Below are 15,592 nucleotides of genomic sequence, written 5' to 3'. Positions count from 1 at the left end.
TAAATAAAAAAGAGAATATCCTAAGATATTCCTCTTTTTTATTTTATAATTTTTCCAAAAGGACCAACTTGATGTTCTTTTGATTCAATTGATGGTCTATAAACATCTGGTGCTTTTACAACATCATCAGGGAAATCATTTACTCTATTTATTTTTTCAGGTCTATAATGAGAATCCATATTTATATACGCAGCAACATTATAAGCTTCTTCATCAGTTAAAATTGGAGCTTCTTTTGTAGCACCTAAAGGCATATTAGATTTTATAAAATCTGCTGCTTTAAGAACTCTATACATTCCTGCACCTTTGTTATAAGTATCATCTGTACCCCAAAGTGCTGGATACATATATCCATTTGCTTTTCCTTCGTTTTTGATACCTTCACCATTCATACCATGACAGGCTGCACATTGTTGTTCATAAACAATTTTTCCTTTTTCTGGGTCAGCTGCTTGTTTTTTTATCATTTTTCTATCAATTTTTGCTAATCCTCTTCCTTCTAAAGCATTAGCACCACCAACAGGAACTCCTTGACTCAACCAGAACATATAAGCTTCCATAGCTTTCATCTCTTTACTATCAACAGGTAATTTATAACCATTCATACTTCTTTCCATACAACCGTTGATTCTATCAGCTAAAGTACCAATTGTATTCTCTCTTGGTCTATATTGTGGAAATGCAGCAAATACTCCAACAAATGGAGCTGAATATGCTTTTGTTCCTGCATCTAAGTGACAGTTTTGACATTGGTTGTTATTTCCAGCAAATCTCATTTTTGGGTCATCAACTTCTGGACCTATATATTTTGAAGTATGAACTATAAGTTCTCTTCCATATTTTACTAAATCACCAAATTGATTATTTGGTATTGTATTTACATCTGGAACTTTATATTCTAATTTTGCATCAGTTTTATATCCATTATTTGAACGTTCTTTTAATACTTTCGCATCAAATTGAACTTCATTAGCTGATAAAAAACTTGCACATAAAGCAGATAATGTTGCTATAACTATAACTTTTTTCATAAATAATTTCCCCCTACTATTTTGATAGAAGAATTATAACATTTATATATAACTTGAAAGTAACAACTAATCTTTTACTTGTTATTTTTATTCTTTTTTTATATTTCATAAATCACCTTTTAATTAATTTATGAAACTATAAAATAAAAATTGGATTTTTATGTGGTAAAAAAAGGCTTCAAAAATTTACCAATTTAACTATTTTTAACACCTGTTATAAGTTCTTTGTATCCTAAATCATCGATAAAATATCTCATTTTATCTCTAATCTTTCTTATCATATCTTCTTTATAGGGAACATTATTTTCAACTTCTAAAGCTACAAAAATATCTTTATCAGTTTTGCCTTGAGTTTTTTCATACTTCCAATAATCATAAATATAAAACCAATCAGCATAAACACAAGCTTTTGGCTTTTTGGGAGTTTTTTTATTGTCACTTTTTTCTAATGTTTCACCTAATAACTCTAAAGGTGTTTTAATAATAGAATTATCTTTATCAAAATCATCTTTTATTTTTGAGATGTAGGCTATTAGTTCTTCTTTGGATAAATTTAAATTTAAATCTATTAAAAATAAACTTGTTTCATTTATCTTGATTTTAGGTCTTGAATGTTTCATATTCAATTTTGGGGGATTAATTAATTTATTTAAAATTTCTTTTTTACTTTTTTTATTTAATATTTTTAAACATTCAACTTTCCCATATTTATTTAATCTATCTTCAAAATTCATTGTTTCATTCATCATTGATTTTATTTGCTCGTCCATTTGTAAAAATTCTATAAAATTTAACTTATTTGATTTATTATTTGAAAAAATTTTTATATAATCTGATAACTCAATAACATCTAATAAATAATTTTTATCAGAATCAGAAATATTAGTATTATTTAAATCTATCCCACTCATTACATCTGGATTAATTAATTCAAGACTATATGTACAATCCTGACTTCGAATAGCCATCTCATAAGCAATACAATTAGTAAGTTCATAATCTTGAAACTCTTCAATCTCTTTATATATTAAATCATCTCTTTGTGGTAATTTATCCATCAAAATTCCATTTTCTCCTGACCAATTCTATACAAACTAAAGTCATATTTTATTGGGTCAAACTTATCAAACTCTTTTAGTTTGTCCGTTATCATCAAGGCTGATTTTAAATCATAATTTTTTCTATCTAATAACCCAAGTTTTTGACTCACTTTAAAAGTATGTGTATCAAGTGGAAGTATCAAATCTTTTTTATCTATATTTTTCCAAAGTCCTAAATCAAGATTATCATCTCGTACCATCCAACGAAGATACATATTCCATCTTTTATATGGAGCATTTCCATTTTCTTTTATAAGTCCAACTTTGTCTCTTTTAAAAGGGCTAGAAACTAAAAAAGTAAAACCTTGAGAATTGTAGTTTGATAGATTATGAATCTTTTGAATTAAAGCATCAATTCCTTCTAAGATAGAATTCTCTTTTTTATAAGCTTCATAAAATAAGTTTTCTAAACTATTTTCTTGTTTCATTCGTCTAAAAGTTTTAAATATATTTATCACATCTAAACTATTTTGAAATCTATAATAATGATTTTTAAGCTCTTTTTCTATTATTTCTTCACTCTGATTTAACAATGAAAAATCCAAACTATCCAAAAATTTCACTATCAACTTTGCATTTCCATAAGCAAACAATGCACATAAAAGTATGATAAACTCATCATCATATCTTCTTGCAACCATCAAAGGGTCAGGTTTATCGTAACTTATTTCATCATTTTTATTTCTATTTTCTACTTCAATATCTAAAAGTTGTTTAATCTGTTTATCTTTTTTTGTCATTTTTATCCAAAGTGCTTTTATATTTATAAAGTTATAATACCATTTCAAAAATTTATATGGATTAAAAATATGCAAAATATACTAATAACTGGATGTTCAAGTGGAATTGGACTTGAAACTGCACTTATATTGAAAAAAAATGGAATAAAAGTTTATGCAAGTGCAAGAAAAGATAAAGATGTTGAAATGTTAAAAGATTTAGGTTTTGAAACTTTTAAAATAGATGTACGAAATAAAGATGAGATAGATTATGCATTAAAAACTATTTTAAGAAATGATTCAAAACTTGATGCAGTTTTTAACAATGCAGGTTTTGGACAACCAGGAGCTGTTGAAGATTTGAGTGTAGAAGTTTTAAAAGAGCAGTTTGATACAAACTTTTTTGGACTTCATGAAGTAACAATTCAAGCTATGAAAATATTTAGAGCTCAAGGATATGGAAAAATTATCCAACACAGTTCCATTCTTGGAATAATATCTTTAAAATTTAGAGGTGCATATAATGCTAGTAAATATGCAATTGAAGGAATAAATGACACATTAAGACAAGAAGTTCTTGGAAGTCAAATATATATTAGTACCATAAACACAGGACCAGTAACTTCAAAGTTTAGAGAAAATGCCCTAAAAAAATTCAATAAAAATATCACAGTTGAAGGAAGTTTTTGGGAAGAAACTTATAAAAAAGAGTTAAAAGTTAGACTTGAAACAACTGAAGATAAAGCGCCTTTTAATCTTCCAGCTTCGAGTGTTGCAAATGTTGTATTAAAAATCATGAAAAGTAAAAAACCAAAACCTAGATATTATGTCACATTTGCTACACATATCTTAGGCTTTTTCAAAAGAGTTTTATCAACTTCACTTTTAGATAAACTATTAAATAAAATCTAATTCTTTTTCATCTGTAAAATCAATCTTGTAACTACTTGTCTAATTGCAAGATTTGAGGCTTTTAATAAAGCCTCTTTTGAATAAAAAATTTCACTTTCATTAAAAATATAATTATCAGAAAATAAAATATTATCTTTTTTATCTTCATAAATTATCTTATTGTTTTTATCAATAATTTTCAACTCTATTGTGATTTTAACTTGAACTTTTGAGGAAAAAGTTGCTTGTTCTAAACTATATTTTGGAACAAAAAGATAAATCATATAATCACTTCCAAAAGGAGTAAATCGATTTTTAAAAACTTCATCATTTTTCATTTGAAATTCAAACTCATTTTCTATCATTGAAGCTATTGATATATTATTTCTATAAAAAGCATCTTGCATTCTTAAATCTTCATTATTTGAAAATTCAGGAGTAAAAAAAGTATTAACACCAATTCCCACATGTCGAGAAACTAATCCACCAACACCTAAACCTACAGAAACAGGGCTTCTATAAGTCTGAGGAACTCCTGCAACAATAATATTGTTATTTAACGATATTGAATTTATTTCGTTGAGATTTAAATTTTGTTTTGAACTACACGCAGAAAAAAAAGCCATTAAAAAAATCAAAAAAACTTGATTTAAATATTTCATAAAAGACTCCTTTTAGTTTTTTATTATCTCTTTTTTATTTGCCAAACCTTGTAAATAATCACTTATTTGTATTAAACAAAATGTAATTATAAATATCATAAATCCAGGGAAGAAGCTAACCCACCAAGCTATATCAATCACAGCTTTTCCATCACTAAGTAAACTTCCCCAAGACATTTGTGGAGGATTTATACCAAGTCCTAAAAATGATAAACCAGATTCTGCTAAAATAGCTCCACCAACTCCAAAAGTAAAAGAAATTAAAAAAATAGGTGCAAGAAGTGGTGCAAAATATTTAAATATAATTTTAAATGTTGAAACATTTGAAATTTTTAAAATTTTAATATATGGTTTATTACTTATTGCAAAACTTTCACTTCTTATCATTCTTGACATTCCCATCCATCCAGTTATTGATATTACTATAATTAAAATAATTGAAGATGCTTGGATATAAGAAACTAAAGCTAAAAGTAAAAAAAATGTAGGAAAAGTTAAAAATAAATCAATTACAATTGTAATTGTTTTATCAATATTTCCTTTGAAGTAACCAGCAGTTATTCCTATAAATAATCCAACTATAGATGATATAGAAGCTGCCAAAAATCCAATGATTAAAGATGTTTGTCCACCTTCCAAAATTCTAGCTAAAACATCACGTCCTAACCTATCAGTACCAAATAAATGCTGCAAAGATGGAGCTTCTAAAATTCTCAATGGATTTAACTCATATGGCGAAACTGTATAAAAAAAAGGAAGAAAAAAAATAGCTAAAATTACAGCTATCAAAAGATATAATGCAACTTTAAACATCTAACTTATTCTTTTGTATAAGTATAATAAGAAAGTGAACTCTTACCAAATTTTCTAGTCTTATCTAAGGAAAACTTTCCTAAAACTTTTGGCACTTCTAAACTTGAAACATGCTCTATAATAATCATATAAATATTATCAACTTCAATATTTTCAATCATATGAAAAGATTTATTATATATTTCTTCCATTCCTTCTCTATAATCAAAAGGTGGATCTACATACAAAATAATTTCATCTTTTGAATTTCTCATAAAATCTATGATTAAAGGTGTTTGAACAAAAGTATTTCCTTGGATTGTTTGACATTTTTCTATATCAACTAATTTACAGTTTTTTAATAAAATTTGATAAGATTGTTTATCAAGTTCAATAAAATAAGCTCTTTTTGCACCTCTACTTATCGCTTCAAGACCAATAGAACCACTTCCTGCAAAAGATTCAATAAATATTTTATCAATTATGTCAAATTGTAAAACATTAAATAAAGATTCTTTTAAAACAGATTTTGAACTTCTTGTCACATCCAAAGAAGGAAGTTCCAAAACTTTACCTCTATACGCCCCTGCAATTATTTTTGTAGTTGGTTTATCCGTTTTCATATGCTTTGCCTTGTAAAAGATTTATCTTGCGTAACTTTCTGCTCTTAATTCTCTAATAACGTTAACTTTTATTTCACCAGGATATTGTACCTTTTCTTCTATCTCTTTTGCAATCTCTGTTGCTAATAAAACTGCTTCATCATCATTTACAAGTTCAGCTTTTACTATAACTCTAACTTCACGCCCTGCATTTATCGCATAAGCATTTAAAACACCTAGCTTACTTGTTGAAATATTTTCAACTTCTTCTACTCTTTTTAGGAAACTTTCAAGAACTTCTCTTCTAGCACCTGGTCTTGCAGCACTTAAAGCATCAGCTGCACAAACAGAAGCTGATTCAACATTTATTGGTTCTTCATGACCATGATGAGCATAAATTGCATTAATTACTGTATCACATTCATCATATCTTTTACAGATTTCAGCACCTAAGTGTACATGTGAACCTGCTGCTTCATGTGTTAAAGCTTTACCAATATCATGTAATAATCCAGCTCGTCGTGCAAGAATTGCATCTCCACCCATTTGAGCTGCTAATAATCCAGATAAATGTGCAACTTCAAGTGTATGCGCTAATGCATTTTGACCATAACTTGCTCTATATCTTAATCTTCCAACAAGTTTGATAAGTTCAGGATGCATAGATTTTATTCCAAGTTCCATAACTACATCTTCACCCTCTTTTTGAATATTTTTATCAAATTCGGATTTTACTTTTTTATAAATTTCTTCTATTCTAGCTGGTTGGATTCTTCCATCTTCTAATAATTCTTGAATAGTTTTTGTAGCAACTGCTCGTCTATATAAATTGAAAGATGAAATAGTGATAGTATTAGGGGTATCATCAATGATAATATCAACACCTAAAAGCATCTCTAATGCTTTTATATTTCTTCCTTCTTTTCCTATAATCTTACCTTTTGTCTCTTCATCACTTAAAGGAATATTATTGATTAATCTCTCAGCAGCAAACTCACCAGCATATCTTGTAACAGCCATAGAAAACATATTATTTATTTCATTCTTAGAATTTTGTTCTGCAAGTTTATATTTTTTTCTAAAAATTGATGATATTTCAGCTCTTGAATCTTCTTTCACTTTTTTAATCATTAACTCTTTTGCTTCACTTTGAGTTAATCCAGAAGCATTTTCTAAAATTTTAATAGCTTCTAGTGTTTTTTCTTCATATGTTTTTTTCTGTTGTTCTAATCCCTCTTTTAAAGTAGTAATTTGTCTATTTTTTTCTACAATTTGTTCTTTTTCAACTTTTATAGTTTTTAATTCAGATTCTAAATGTTCGTTTAAATCTCTCTCTTTTTTTTCTATCTTTGAAAGCATTATTTCATACTCTCTACGAGCATTTTTAAACTCTCTATCGCATTCCATTTTAGCTTTTAATTGAGCATCTTTTAAAGCAACTTCTGCCTCGTGTTCAATAACCTTGGCTTTGGCCTTTGCTTGTTCTATAAAAATTTGAAATTTTGCTTTATCTAATTTCTTTATCACAAATATACTAATTGCCGAACTTAAAACTCCGACAAAGACTGTTACTATCATATATTCCATATTCAAAAACCTTAACTTGTAATTATATAATCAGCTTGAATATCGTAATTATCGGATAGAATTTCTTTACTTTTACAAAGTATTAATTGGGTGAAAATTATTGTTGGTTTGTAATCTAATCTATCAAAAAATCTATCATACATACCTTTTCCATAACCTATTCTTTTATTTACAGCATCTATTCCAACTACTGGAACTATAGCTATATCTATTTTATTAGGTTTCAAAAAAGAGTTGTTTGGCTCTTTTATAGCAAATTTTTTTTTATACAAAGGCAATCTAAATTTTACAATTTTAAAACTATCCCCTTGCATAAATGGAACATAGACATTTTTGCTTTTCATCTTTCTTAAAGTTACAATCAAAGGTTTTATATCTACTTCTATGCCTAAAGGTATGTATAATAAAATATTTTTTGATTCACTTTTTTTTATAAATTTTTCTAATTTTTTTACAATAATTTTGTTTTTATAATACTTTGAAAAAAGGCTAATAAATTCTAATTTCTTTATACACGATTTTCTAAAATCACTCTTGTGATTATTTTTCATATTTAAGCCTCACTTGGGTAAAATTTCTACCCAACAAATAATTTTACCCAAAGGACTTAAAATGCAGTTTAAAAGTTTAGCATTTTTATCAATTTTATTTATTTTATTCTTTACAGGGTGCGATTCTAAAGATAAAAATGAAAACAATAATGAAACAAAAATTGAAAAAGTTGATAGAAAAACAGATTTTCAACTAAAAACCACGGATAACACGATAATTGATTTAAAACTTGAAAATGATAAAATCATTTTAAAAGATTATCCAAATAAAATAGTATTATTAAACTTTTTTGCTACATGGTGTCCACCTTGTAAAGCAGAGATCCCAAATCTAGTAAAACTACAAGAAAATTACAAGAATGATTTTGTAGTAATTTCTGTATTACTTGAAGAGATGAAAACAAACGAAGAAATTTTAGATTTTATTAAAAGCTTTGATATAAATTATACAGTTGTAAATACTCCTGATAGTTTTGATTTAGCCAAAAGTTTAGGAGGAATAAAATCAATTCCAACTATGTTTCTAGTAGATAAAAATTCAAAAATTTTCCAAAAATATGTAGGTTTAGTTCCAGCTGAAATGATGGAAATAGATATTAAAAAAGTATTAGAAAAATAAGGGTAAAAATGTTTAGTTTTTTTAAAAAGAAAAAAGAAGAAAATGTTGAACAAACAGAAGTAACTAAAGAGATAGAAACTTTAGAAAATTCAACACTAAATGATGAAGCATATGCAAATCCAGTTGAAATAAAAGAAGAAGAAAATCAAAATTTAGAAAAACAAGAAATTCTAGAAGAGAAAAAAAGTTTTTTATCAAGAGCATTAGAAAAAACTTTTGCAAGCATTAAAAATGTAGTTCCTCAAAAAAAGGAAAAAATCTCTTTTGATGATATTGAAGAACTTTTAATTGAAGCAGATATGGAATATGAAATCATAGAAAAAGCTATGAATGGTCTTCCTGATGAAATTACAAGAAAACAATTAAGACATAGACTTGTAATGCTTTTTGAACATGCTCCAAAAGTTGATTTATCAAATCTTCCAAAACCATTTGTAAGATTGATTATTGGAGTAAATGGTGCAGGAAAAACTACGACTATTGCAAAACTTGCAAATAAATGTAAAAAAGAAGGTAAATCTGTAATATTGGGTGCTGGTGATACTTTTAGAGCTGCTGCTATTGAGCAACTTTCTACTTGGGCAAATAAGCTAGATGTTCCTATTATTAAAACTAAACAAGGACATGATTCAAGTGCCGTTGCATTTGATACAATAAGTGCTGCAATTGCTAGAAATATTGATAATGTTATTATTGATACAGCAGGACGGTTACAAACACAAACAAACCTAAATAATGAGCTAAAAAAAATAGTAAAAGTTTGTTCTAAAGCAATGAACGATGCGCCACATCAAAAACTAATGATTTTAGATGGTACACAAGGAAATACAGCAATTGCACAAGCCAAAGCTTTTAATGAAATGATAGGAATTGATGGAATAATTGTTACAAAATTAGATGGAACTGCAAAAGGTGGTGCTTTATTTTCTATCTCAAATCAACTTGAACTTCCAATTTTTTATGTTGGAATTGGTGAAAAACAAGATGATTTAATAGAATTTTCTCCTGAAAATTTTGTTGATAGTTTACTTGATGAAATTTATACGCCTGAAGAAAAATAAAAAGGAATAGACCTTGACAACAAAAACTAAAACTTTTTTTGAAGATTTATTTGTACTTTTAGTACTTGGAATAATCATTTATGCAATTTATAGTTTCATTTTTTCTGATGAAGAAAAAGATGAATTTGTTGAAAATAAACCTGTTATAGAAAAAAGTGTTGAAAATGACAATTTTTCAAAACCAATTGTTGATGAAATAAAAGATGAAGAGTTAGAGAAAAAAGTTGAAGAGACTATTACAGAAACGCAAAAAGAACCTTCTACTACTTTAATTGAACCAACACCTACTGATAATGATAAAACTACAAATGATGTAGAAAGAACAGAAAATAAACCTATTATTGATGAGATAAAAAAAGAAGAACCAATAATAACTACTGAAAAAATAATAGAAAATAAACCTAATGTAGATGAGTTATCAGAAAAACCTTTGCAAAAAGAAGAACAAATACTTGATGAAAAAGCAAAAATTGAAGCCTTTTATCAAACAATAAGAGAAAAAATTTATTCAAATATAGAAAAGAATATTGATAAAACATCTTTGAAAAATAAAGAATCTGTAAATATAAGAGTAACTATTTTAAAAGATGGTAGATATGAACAATTAACTTTTATGGGTGGAAATAAAGAGAATTATGAATTAATTAAAAATTCAATTTATAATTCATTCCCTGTTATCATGGATGAATCAATCAAAAACAATTTCCCAAGATATTTTAGAATGAAAATTGAATTTTAAATTATACTATTTAGCTTTTTTAAGCTAAATAGTTAATGAGTTTTTGTAATGTTTTTGGTTTAGAGAAAAAATATCCTTGACCTAAATCTACTCCTAATTTCAATAAATTCTCTTCTTGCTCTTTTAACTCAATTCCTTTTGCAACAGTCATATAACCAAAACTTTTTGAAATAGCTACTATTGCTTTTATAATTTCTTGATTATTAGAAGATAAATCATCAATAAATGATTTATCAATTTTAATTACATCTATTGGAAGTTTTTGTAAATATTGCATAGAAGAATAACCTGTTCCAAAATCATCTATTATGATTTTAAACCCTATTTTTCTCAATTCATTTAATGTTTCTAAAATTTCTTCCATATTTTTAATTATAAAAGTTTCTGTAACTTCAATTCCAATATTTGAAGCATTTAGTTTTGTTTCAAACAAAATATCTTTAAGATTTTTAATAAATTCAGAATCCATCAATTGCACAGTTGATACATTTATAGAAATCATTTCTAAGTTTGTCTCTTTTTGTAAATATTTAAAATCTTCACAAGCTTTTTTGAATACAAAAAGACCCAATTGATTAATAAATCCTGTTTCTTCTGCAATTGAAATAAAGTTCATTGGTTCTATATTTCCTAAGATAGAACTTTTCCATCTTAATAAAGCTTCAACACTAAATATTTTTCTTGTTTGAAGATTATACTTTGGTTGATAAACAAGATAAAATTCACCATTTTTTAAACCTTTAGACATTGATTGTTCTATATTTAATCTTGTATGTACACTATTTGATAAATCTTCTGTATAAAATTCAAATCTATTTTTTCCATTTTGTTTTGCTTTATACATAGCTGTATCTGAATGTTTTAATAAATTTGTTAGATTTTCTCCATCTTCTGGAAACTTTGCTATTCCTATACTACAACCAACTTGTAAAGAGTTATTTTTAATAACTATATTTTTATTAATATTTTTTATAATATTTTTTGCAATATCTTTGATTATTTCATTACTATTATCATTCGTATATTCAATTATAATTGCAAATTCATCTCCACCTACTCTAAAAACATAATTATCACTATGTAAAGATTCTTGAAATCTTTTTGCAATTTCTTTTAATAATAAATCTCCAATATCATGACCTAAACTATCATTTATGATTTTAAAACCATCTAAATCTAGAAATAAAACTGCTAATTTATCATTTTTAGTAGCTTTAGATATTAGTTCATTTAACTTTTTTTCTAAACTTCTTCTATTTGGCAATAGAGTTAAATTATCATGATAAGCTAAAAATTCAACTTTTTCTTGCTGTCTTACATAATCAGTTATATTTAGTTTTATTGCAAGATAACCAGTAATTTCATCATCACTTATAATTGGAGTAATAGAAGCCGTTTCATAATATATTTCATGATATTTATTTACATTAATAAACTCTCCTGTCCATTTTTCTCCTCGATTAAGTATTTCATTCATATTGTTATAAAATTCACTTGATAATCTACCAGATTTTAATATACTTGGATCTTTTCCTAAAGCTTCCTCTCTTTTATATCCTGTTACTTTTTCAAAAGATTCATTTACATAGATAATTCTTCTATTTTTATCTGTCATTACGATTGAATTATCACTATTTTCAACTGCATATTTAAATGCTATTAACTCTTTTTTTGTTTTTATTGATTTAATATAAATGATAATTAACGTAATTAGAAGAGATAAGGAAATAAAAAATAAAACCCAAGCAGTCTTTTGTTGACTCTTTATATTGCTATTGTATTCTTTTATCAAAGTTGATTCTATAAAATCTATTATTTTTTTCATATCAATAGAAATATATTCTTGTTTTATGTCATTTAATCTAGTTAAATTATCAACTGTTGAATTAACTGTTTTATTTAAAAAATTAAAATCTTGGTTATTATATTTTTTTGCTAAAAAAGAGAGATTTTTTAGGCTTTCTTCTATAGCTTCCTTTTCAAGTTCAATATTATTTACAAATAGTTTGATTAAAGTAATTAAGCTGTTATCAAAAGTTAAAATATCAGCTGAATTATCTACTATGTAAGTTGTTTTGATTTTTTTACTCAACTCTATTATATAACTTAAAGAACCAATTATTGCAGAATTATTAGATTTAAAACGTTCAATATTTTCATATTTTTCATTCCATTTTTCTTCTAAAAGCTCAATACTTGTACTTAATTTACTTCCAAATTTTTTATAAAATTTTTCATTTTTAAATTCATCTATTAAATTATTCATCTCTTGTGTTTTTTTAACTATCTTATCATAATTTATAAAAGTAGCTTTATTATCAAAAAGAGATTCGAATTCATTATGTAATATTTTTATATTACTTAAAGTATTTAAATAATAATTGAAATTTTTAATTTTACTATTAAGTAAAGTAAGATTGTAAATAAAAAGTGTTGATACAATTATGAATAAAAATAAAAATATCAAAACTGGATCAAGATATTTAAAAAGAAATTTCTGAATTTTATTCATGATTATATAATTGTCCTGTTAGAGATTTTAGAAATAGAACTATCTTTTGAACTTCATCTTCATTCAATGATTTGCCCAATTGATAATGAGCCATAAACTTGACAGTATCTTCTAAATTATCTATTCGCCCATCGTGTAAATAAGGTGCTGTTAATTCAATATTTCTTAAAGTTGGAACTTTAAAATAATATTCATCTAACTCATTTTTTGTTACTTCATATCTACCTTTTGATTTACTTTTAAGTTCAGATACAATTCCAAATTTCGCATATAGATTTCCGCCTATATTTATTCCATGATGACAAGCAATACAACCTTGAGTTTTAAATAAAATATATCCTTGTTTTACTTCATCACTAATTGCATTTTTATCTCCTCTTAAATATCTGTCAAAAGGAGCATTTGGTGTAATTAATGTTTTTTCATATTCTGCTATTGCATCTGCAATATTATTTTTTGTAATTCCATCTTTATAAATAGATTCAAATTTATTTTTATAATCAGTTTTATTTAACTTTGTTATTAAATTTTCAAAGTTATTATCCATCTCAACAGGGTTAGTTACTGGACCAAATACTTGTTGATGAAGATTTTTAGCTCTTCCATCCCAAAATTGTACAAAGTTAAAAATAGAGTTTAAAACGGTAGGTGCATTTATATTTCCTAATTTTCCATCAATGCCAACAGAAAACTGTAGATTATCAACTCCACCTTGATTTAATAAATGACAAGTATGGCAAGAAATTGTATTATTTTTAGACAAAATAGTATCAAAAAAAAGTTCTTTTCCTAAATCTGCTTTTTCTATATTTACCTTTATATTTAAAGGAATTGGAGATATTGGTTCTTTAGCAAATAGATAAATTACCAAGGGAAATATATAACAAATTATTTTCAACAAAATAACACCTAAATTAGAATTATTATATTATATAATATTAATAATTAATTTATAAGATTTTGCTATTAAACTATATATGATTAATTAGTATTATTTATATAATTTACAAAATTCTATACATAAAAATAATATTTTTATGTATAGATAAATTATTCTTCTATTTGCTCTATATTTCTCAAACTTTCTTCTTTCAAATATTTATATGTTACAGATAAACAACTAATTACAAAAGCCGTAATAAACATATTCAATAAAGAATAAAGTAATTCAAAATAATTTGAAACAACTACTGTCAAAAAATTTATAATTAAACCATATACAAAAAAAACTAATACAGAAATAATTGTAGGGAAAATTCCTACCATGTAAAAAGATAAAAATTTATAATTTTTTGTAATTGAGAAAGCTTCATAAAAGTCCAGCTCTTCATCTGTTGCAATTGCTGGTAATACAATAGAAATTCTGCTAATTACTATTAGAGTAAATATTAAAGATAAAAGTAAAGAGACTGGAAATGTAAAATTTGCAATAAAGATTTTTAATAAGGCTGTTGAAAAGAAAAAAATCAATAAAAAAGTTAAAGCTCCAAAAAGAAAAATCAAAAAAGATTTAAAGAAAAATTTCCATTCTCTTTTTGTTGTTTTAACACTTTGCCATGGCGAAATATCTTCATTTATTAGAAGTATTCTATGTACAGATACTGCAATTGAGATATTAATCAAGAAAGTTAAAAATAAAAGAAAATATACTAAATATTTTTCTTCTTCATTAGCAAATACTAATCTCCCTTGTACTTCATCATAAATCATAAAATTATCAAAAATCATATTTATCATTGTTAATAAAATAAATGGGATTATTAAAGCTTTAAAAAGTGCAACGCGGTGAATTATTAAATTTTTCAATGATTCGTTCATTAAAAATGAATACATACTTTTCCTTAAAATTTTTTTTAATTATATATTACAAATTACTCTCAAATGACTTTTTTTTATCTAAAATTTATTTTAATTCTTCTAATATTTTTTTATATGGATTTTCCCAACAACAATTATGTTCAGCATCAAAATATTTATACTTTATATTATCTTTTTTTGAAAATTTTGAATAATAAGATAAAAATATATCTTTAGGAATAATTTTATCTTTTGTTCCAATTAAATGATATTGTTTAATATTTTCTAAATTTTTTGAAAAATCTGCTGGATTTAAAGAACCTTCCAATTTAGAAATTTTATGCATTGTAGTCCATTTTTCTATATCTAAATTTCCAGCTATTGTAATAAGTAAATCTACATCATTTCTTTTTGAAGCCAATATAGTTGCAACAGCACCTCCTCCTGAATGACCTATTAAAGTGAAATTTTTATTTTTATATTTTGTTTTTAATATATTTAAGCTTTCATCAAAACTCTTTATTACTTCATCTGAAAATCTTTTATTAGTCCAAAAACTATTATTACATATATTTGAATCTATATATTGACAAGGTCGGGCAAGATAGACTTTACATTCACTATTATCATCAAATATTAGTTTTATAATTGTTGAATCTAGTGGTGTAGGATTTTTTGAAATTATGGTTCTTGATAACCAAGCTAAACCATCACCTTCAATGTAGACTTTTAGATTTTTATTTTGACAGTTGATATTTGGTTTTTGTAAAGAAAATAAAGAAAAAGTTGAAGTAGAAATATCAATTTCATCAAAATTTTTCGTTGTTGCAAGAGATAAAACACTATTTTTTCTTTCAGTTGGTGTTGGAATATCTTTTATACAACCTGTTAAAAGAAAAATTACTAATAAAAAATTTATATATTTCATT

Annotated in this window: 16 protein-coding genes; 4 read left to right on the top strand and 12 right to left on the bottom strand. The window is 25.3% G+C overall.

Features of this window, described 5'->3' with window-relative positions:
- Positions 1 to 38: 38 nt before the first annotated feature.
- The 3 genes from ABLL_RS05805 to ABLL_RS05795 all read right to left on the bottom strand — a co-directional run bounded on the left by ABLL_RS05805 (position 39) and on the right by ABLL_RS05795 (position 2,871).
- Entirely contained in the window at positions 39 to 1,031 is a 993-nt protein-coding gene (locus ABLL_RS05805) for a c-type cytochrome (protein ID WP_014473847.1), read from the bottom strand.
- 194 nt (positions 1,032 to 1,225) lie between these two features.
- Positions 1,226 to 2,089 (bottom strand): hypothetical protein, encoded by an 864-nt coding sequence (locus ABLL_RS05800; protein ID WP_041654713.1) that lies wholly within the window; start codon positions 2,087 to 2,089, stop codon positions 1,226 to 1,228.
- Positions 2,089 to 2,871: a TIGR02757 family protein gene (locus ABLL_RS05795; RefSeq protein WP_014473845.1), complete on the bottom strand. Its 783-nt coding sequence runs from the start codon at positions 2,869 to 2,871 to the stop codon at positions 2,089 to 2,091. Before ABLL_RS05795 ends, ABLL_RS05800 begins: the two co-directional genes overlap by 1 nt.
- Positions 2,872 to 2,940: 69 nt before the next feature.
- On the opposite strand from ABLL_RS05795, the gene ABLL_RS05790 reads away from it, so the two are divergent.
- A complete protein-coding gene (locus tag ABLL_RS05790) occupies positions 2,941 to 3,762 on the top strand; it encodes an SDR family NAD(P)-dependent oxidoreductase (RefSeq protein WP_014473844.1) in 822 nt (273 codons plus the stop codon).
- Here ABLL_RS05790 and ABLL_RS05785 read toward each other — a convergent pair.
- From ABLL_RS05785 to ABLL_RS05765, 5 genes are read right to left on the bottom strand one after another with little or no spacing between them, the layout of a single operon-like run.
- Positions 3,759 to 4,403: a hypothetical protein gene (locus ABLL_RS05785; RefSeq protein ID WP_014473843.1), complete on the bottom strand. Its 645-nt coding sequence runs from the start codon at positions 4,401 to 4,403 to the stop codon at positions 3,759 to 3,761. The two genes, ABLL_RS05790 and ABLL_RS05785, sit on opposite strands and share 4 nt — an antisense overlap.
- Positions 4,404 to 4,415: 12 nt before the next feature.
- A complete protein-coding gene (locus ABLL_RS05780; protein WP_014473842.1) occupies positions 4,416 to 5,216 on the bottom strand; it encodes an ABC transporter permease in 801 nt (266 codons plus the stop codon).
- 5 nt (positions 5,217 to 5,221) lie between these two features.
- On the bottom strand, positions 5,222 to 5,818 hold the full coding sequence (gene rsmD / locus ABLL_RS05775; RefSeq protein ID WP_014473841.1) for a 16S rRNA (guanine(966)-N(2))-methyltransferase RsmD: 597 nt from the start codon (positions 5,816 to 5,818) through the stop codon (positions 5,222 to 5,224).
- Positions 5,819 to 5,839: 21 nt separating this feature from the next.
- Positions 5,840 to 7,384: a ribonuclease Y gene (gene rny / locus ABLL_RS05770; RefSeq protein WP_014473840.1), complete on the bottom strand. Its 1,545-nt coding sequence runs from the start codon at positions 7,382 to 7,384 to the stop codon at positions 5,840 to 5,842.
- Between the two features lie 11 nt (positions 7,385 to 7,395).
- Complete coding sequence (locus ABLL_RS05765) at positions 7,396 to 7,935, bottom strand: 5-formyltetrahydrofolate cyclo-ligase (RefSeq protein ID WP_014473839.1); 540 nt, start codon at positions 7,933 to 7,935, stop codon at positions 7,396 to 7,398.
- Positions 7,936 to 7,996: 61 nt separating this feature from the next.
- On the opposite strand from ABLL_RS05765, the gene ABLL_RS05760 reads away from it, so the two are divergent.
- From ABLL_RS05760 to ABLL_RS05750, 3 genes are read left to right on the top strand one after another with little or no spacing between them, the layout of a single operon-like run.
- The gene (locus ABLL_RS05760; protein WP_014473838.1) at positions 7,997 to 8,554 is read left to right on the top strand and encodes a TlpA disulfide reductase family protein; all 558 of its coding nucleotides are present in this window, start codon (positions 7,997 to 7,999) and stop codon (positions 8,552 to 8,554) included.
- Between the two features lie 8 nt (positions 8,555 to 8,562).
- Entirely contained in the window at positions 8,563 to 9,615 is a 1,053-nt protein-coding gene (ftsY, locus tag ABLL_RS05755; RefSeq protein WP_014473837.1) for a signal recognition particle-docking protein FtsY, read from the top strand.
- Between the two features lie 13 nt (positions 9,616 to 9,628).
- Complete coding sequence (locus ABLL_RS05750) at positions 9,629 to 10,354, top strand: hypothetical protein (RefSeq protein ID WP_014473836.1); 726 nt, start codon at positions 9,629 to 9,631, stop codon at positions 10,352 to 10,354.
- Between the two features lie 19 nt (positions 10,355 to 10,373).
- Here the strand turns inward: ABLL_RS05750 and ABLL_RS05745 are convergent, their stop codons facing one another.
- The 4 genes from ABLL_RS05745 to ABLL_RS05730 form a co-directional block, all read right to left on the bottom strand.
- On the bottom strand, positions 10,374 to 12,866 hold the full coding sequence (locus ABLL_RS05745) for an EAL domain-containing protein (protein WP_014473835.1): 2,493 nt from the start codon (positions 12,864 to 12,866) through the stop codon (positions 10,374 to 10,376).
- A complete protein-coding gene (locus ABLL_RS05740; RefSeq protein WP_041654710.1) occupies positions 12,859 to 13,767 on the bottom strand; it encodes a cytochrome-c peroxidase in 909 nt (302 codons plus the stop codon). Before ABLL_RS05740 ends, ABLL_RS05745 begins: the two co-directional genes overlap by 8 nt.
- Before the next feature lie 149 nt (positions 13,768 to 13,916).
- On the bottom strand, positions 13,917 to 14,699 hold the full coding sequence (locus ABLL_RS05735) for a hypothetical protein (protein ID WP_014473833.1): 783 nt from the start codon (positions 14,697 to 14,699) through the stop codon (positions 13,917 to 13,919).
- A gap of 70 nt (positions 14,700 to 14,769) precedes the next feature.
- On the bottom strand, positions 14,770 to 15,591 hold the full coding sequence (locus ABLL_RS05730; RefSeq protein ID WP_014473832.1) for an alpha/beta hydrolase: 822 nt from the start codon (positions 15,589 to 15,591) through the stop codon (positions 14,770 to 14,772).
- Between the last annotated feature and the right edge of the window lies 1 nt (position 15,592).

Origin of the sequence: Arcobacter sp. L (genome assembly GCF_000284235.1) — a bacterium.
GTDB classification, from domain to species: Bacteria; Campylobacterota; Campylobacteria; order Campylobacterales; family Arcobacteraceae; genus Aliarcobacter; species Aliarcobacter defluvii.
The sequence above is the reverse complement of the archived record's forward strand: the minus strand, read 5'-3'. Positions and strand labels throughout refer to the sequence as shown.

Excerpts from the sequence above, each read along its gene's own strand:
- ABLL_RS05805 (WP_014473847.1), bottom strand. The coding sequence starts at position 1,031 with ATGAAAAAAGTTATAGTTATAGCAACATTATCTGCTTTATGTGCAAGT.
- ABLL_RS05800 (WP_041654713.1), bottom strand. The coding sequence starts at position 2,089 with ATGGATAAATTACCACAAAGAGATGATTTAATATATAAAGAGATTGAA.
- ABLL_RS05795 (WP_014473845.1), bottom strand. The coding sequence starts at position 2,871 with ATGACAAAAAAAGATAAACAGATTAAACAACTTTTAGATATTGAAGTA.
- ABLL_RS05790 (WP_014473844.1), top strand. The coding sequence starts at position 2,941 with ATGCAAAATATACTAATAACTGGATGTTCAAGTGGAATTGGACTTGAA.
- ABLL_RS05785 (WP_014473843.1), bottom strand. The coding sequence starts at position 4,403 with ATGAAATATTTAAATCAAGTTTTTTTGATTTTTTTAATGGCTTTTTTT.
- ABLL_RS05780 (WP_014473842.1), bottom strand. The coding sequence starts at position 5,216 with ATGTTTAAAGTTGCATTATATCTTTTGATAGCTGTAATTTTAGCTATT.
- rsmD (WP_014473841.1), bottom strand. The coding sequence starts at position 5,818 with ATGAAAACGGATAAACCAACTACAAAAATAATTGCAGGGGCGTATAGA.
- rny (WP_014473840.1), bottom strand. The coding sequence starts at position 7,384 with ATGGAATATATGATAGTAACAGTCTTTGTCGGAGTTTTAAGTTCGGCA.
- ABLL_RS05765 (WP_014473839.1), bottom strand. The coding sequence starts at position 7,935 with ATGAAAAATAATCACAAGAGTGATTTTAGAAAATCGTGTATAAAGAAA.
- ABLL_RS05760 (WP_014473838.1), top strand. The coding sequence starts at position 7,997 with ATGCAGTTTAAAAGTTTAGCATTTTTATCAATTTTATTTATTTTATTC.
- ftsY (WP_014473837.1), top strand. The coding sequence starts at position 8,563 with ATGTTTAGTTTTTTTAAAAAGAAAAAAGAAGAAAATGTTGAACAAACA.
- ABLL_RS05745 (WP_014473835.1), bottom strand. The coding sequence starts at position 12,866 with ATGAATAAAATTCAGAAATTTCTTTTTAAATATCTTGATCCAGTTTTG.
- ABLL_RS05735 (WP_014473833.1), bottom strand. The coding sequence starts at position 14,699 with ATGTATTCATTTTTAATGAACGAATCATTGAAAAATTTAATAATTCAC.
- ABLL_RS05730 (WP_014473832.1), bottom strand. The coding sequence starts at position 15,591 with ATGAAATATATAAATTTTTTATTAGTAATTTTTCTTTTAACAGGTTGT.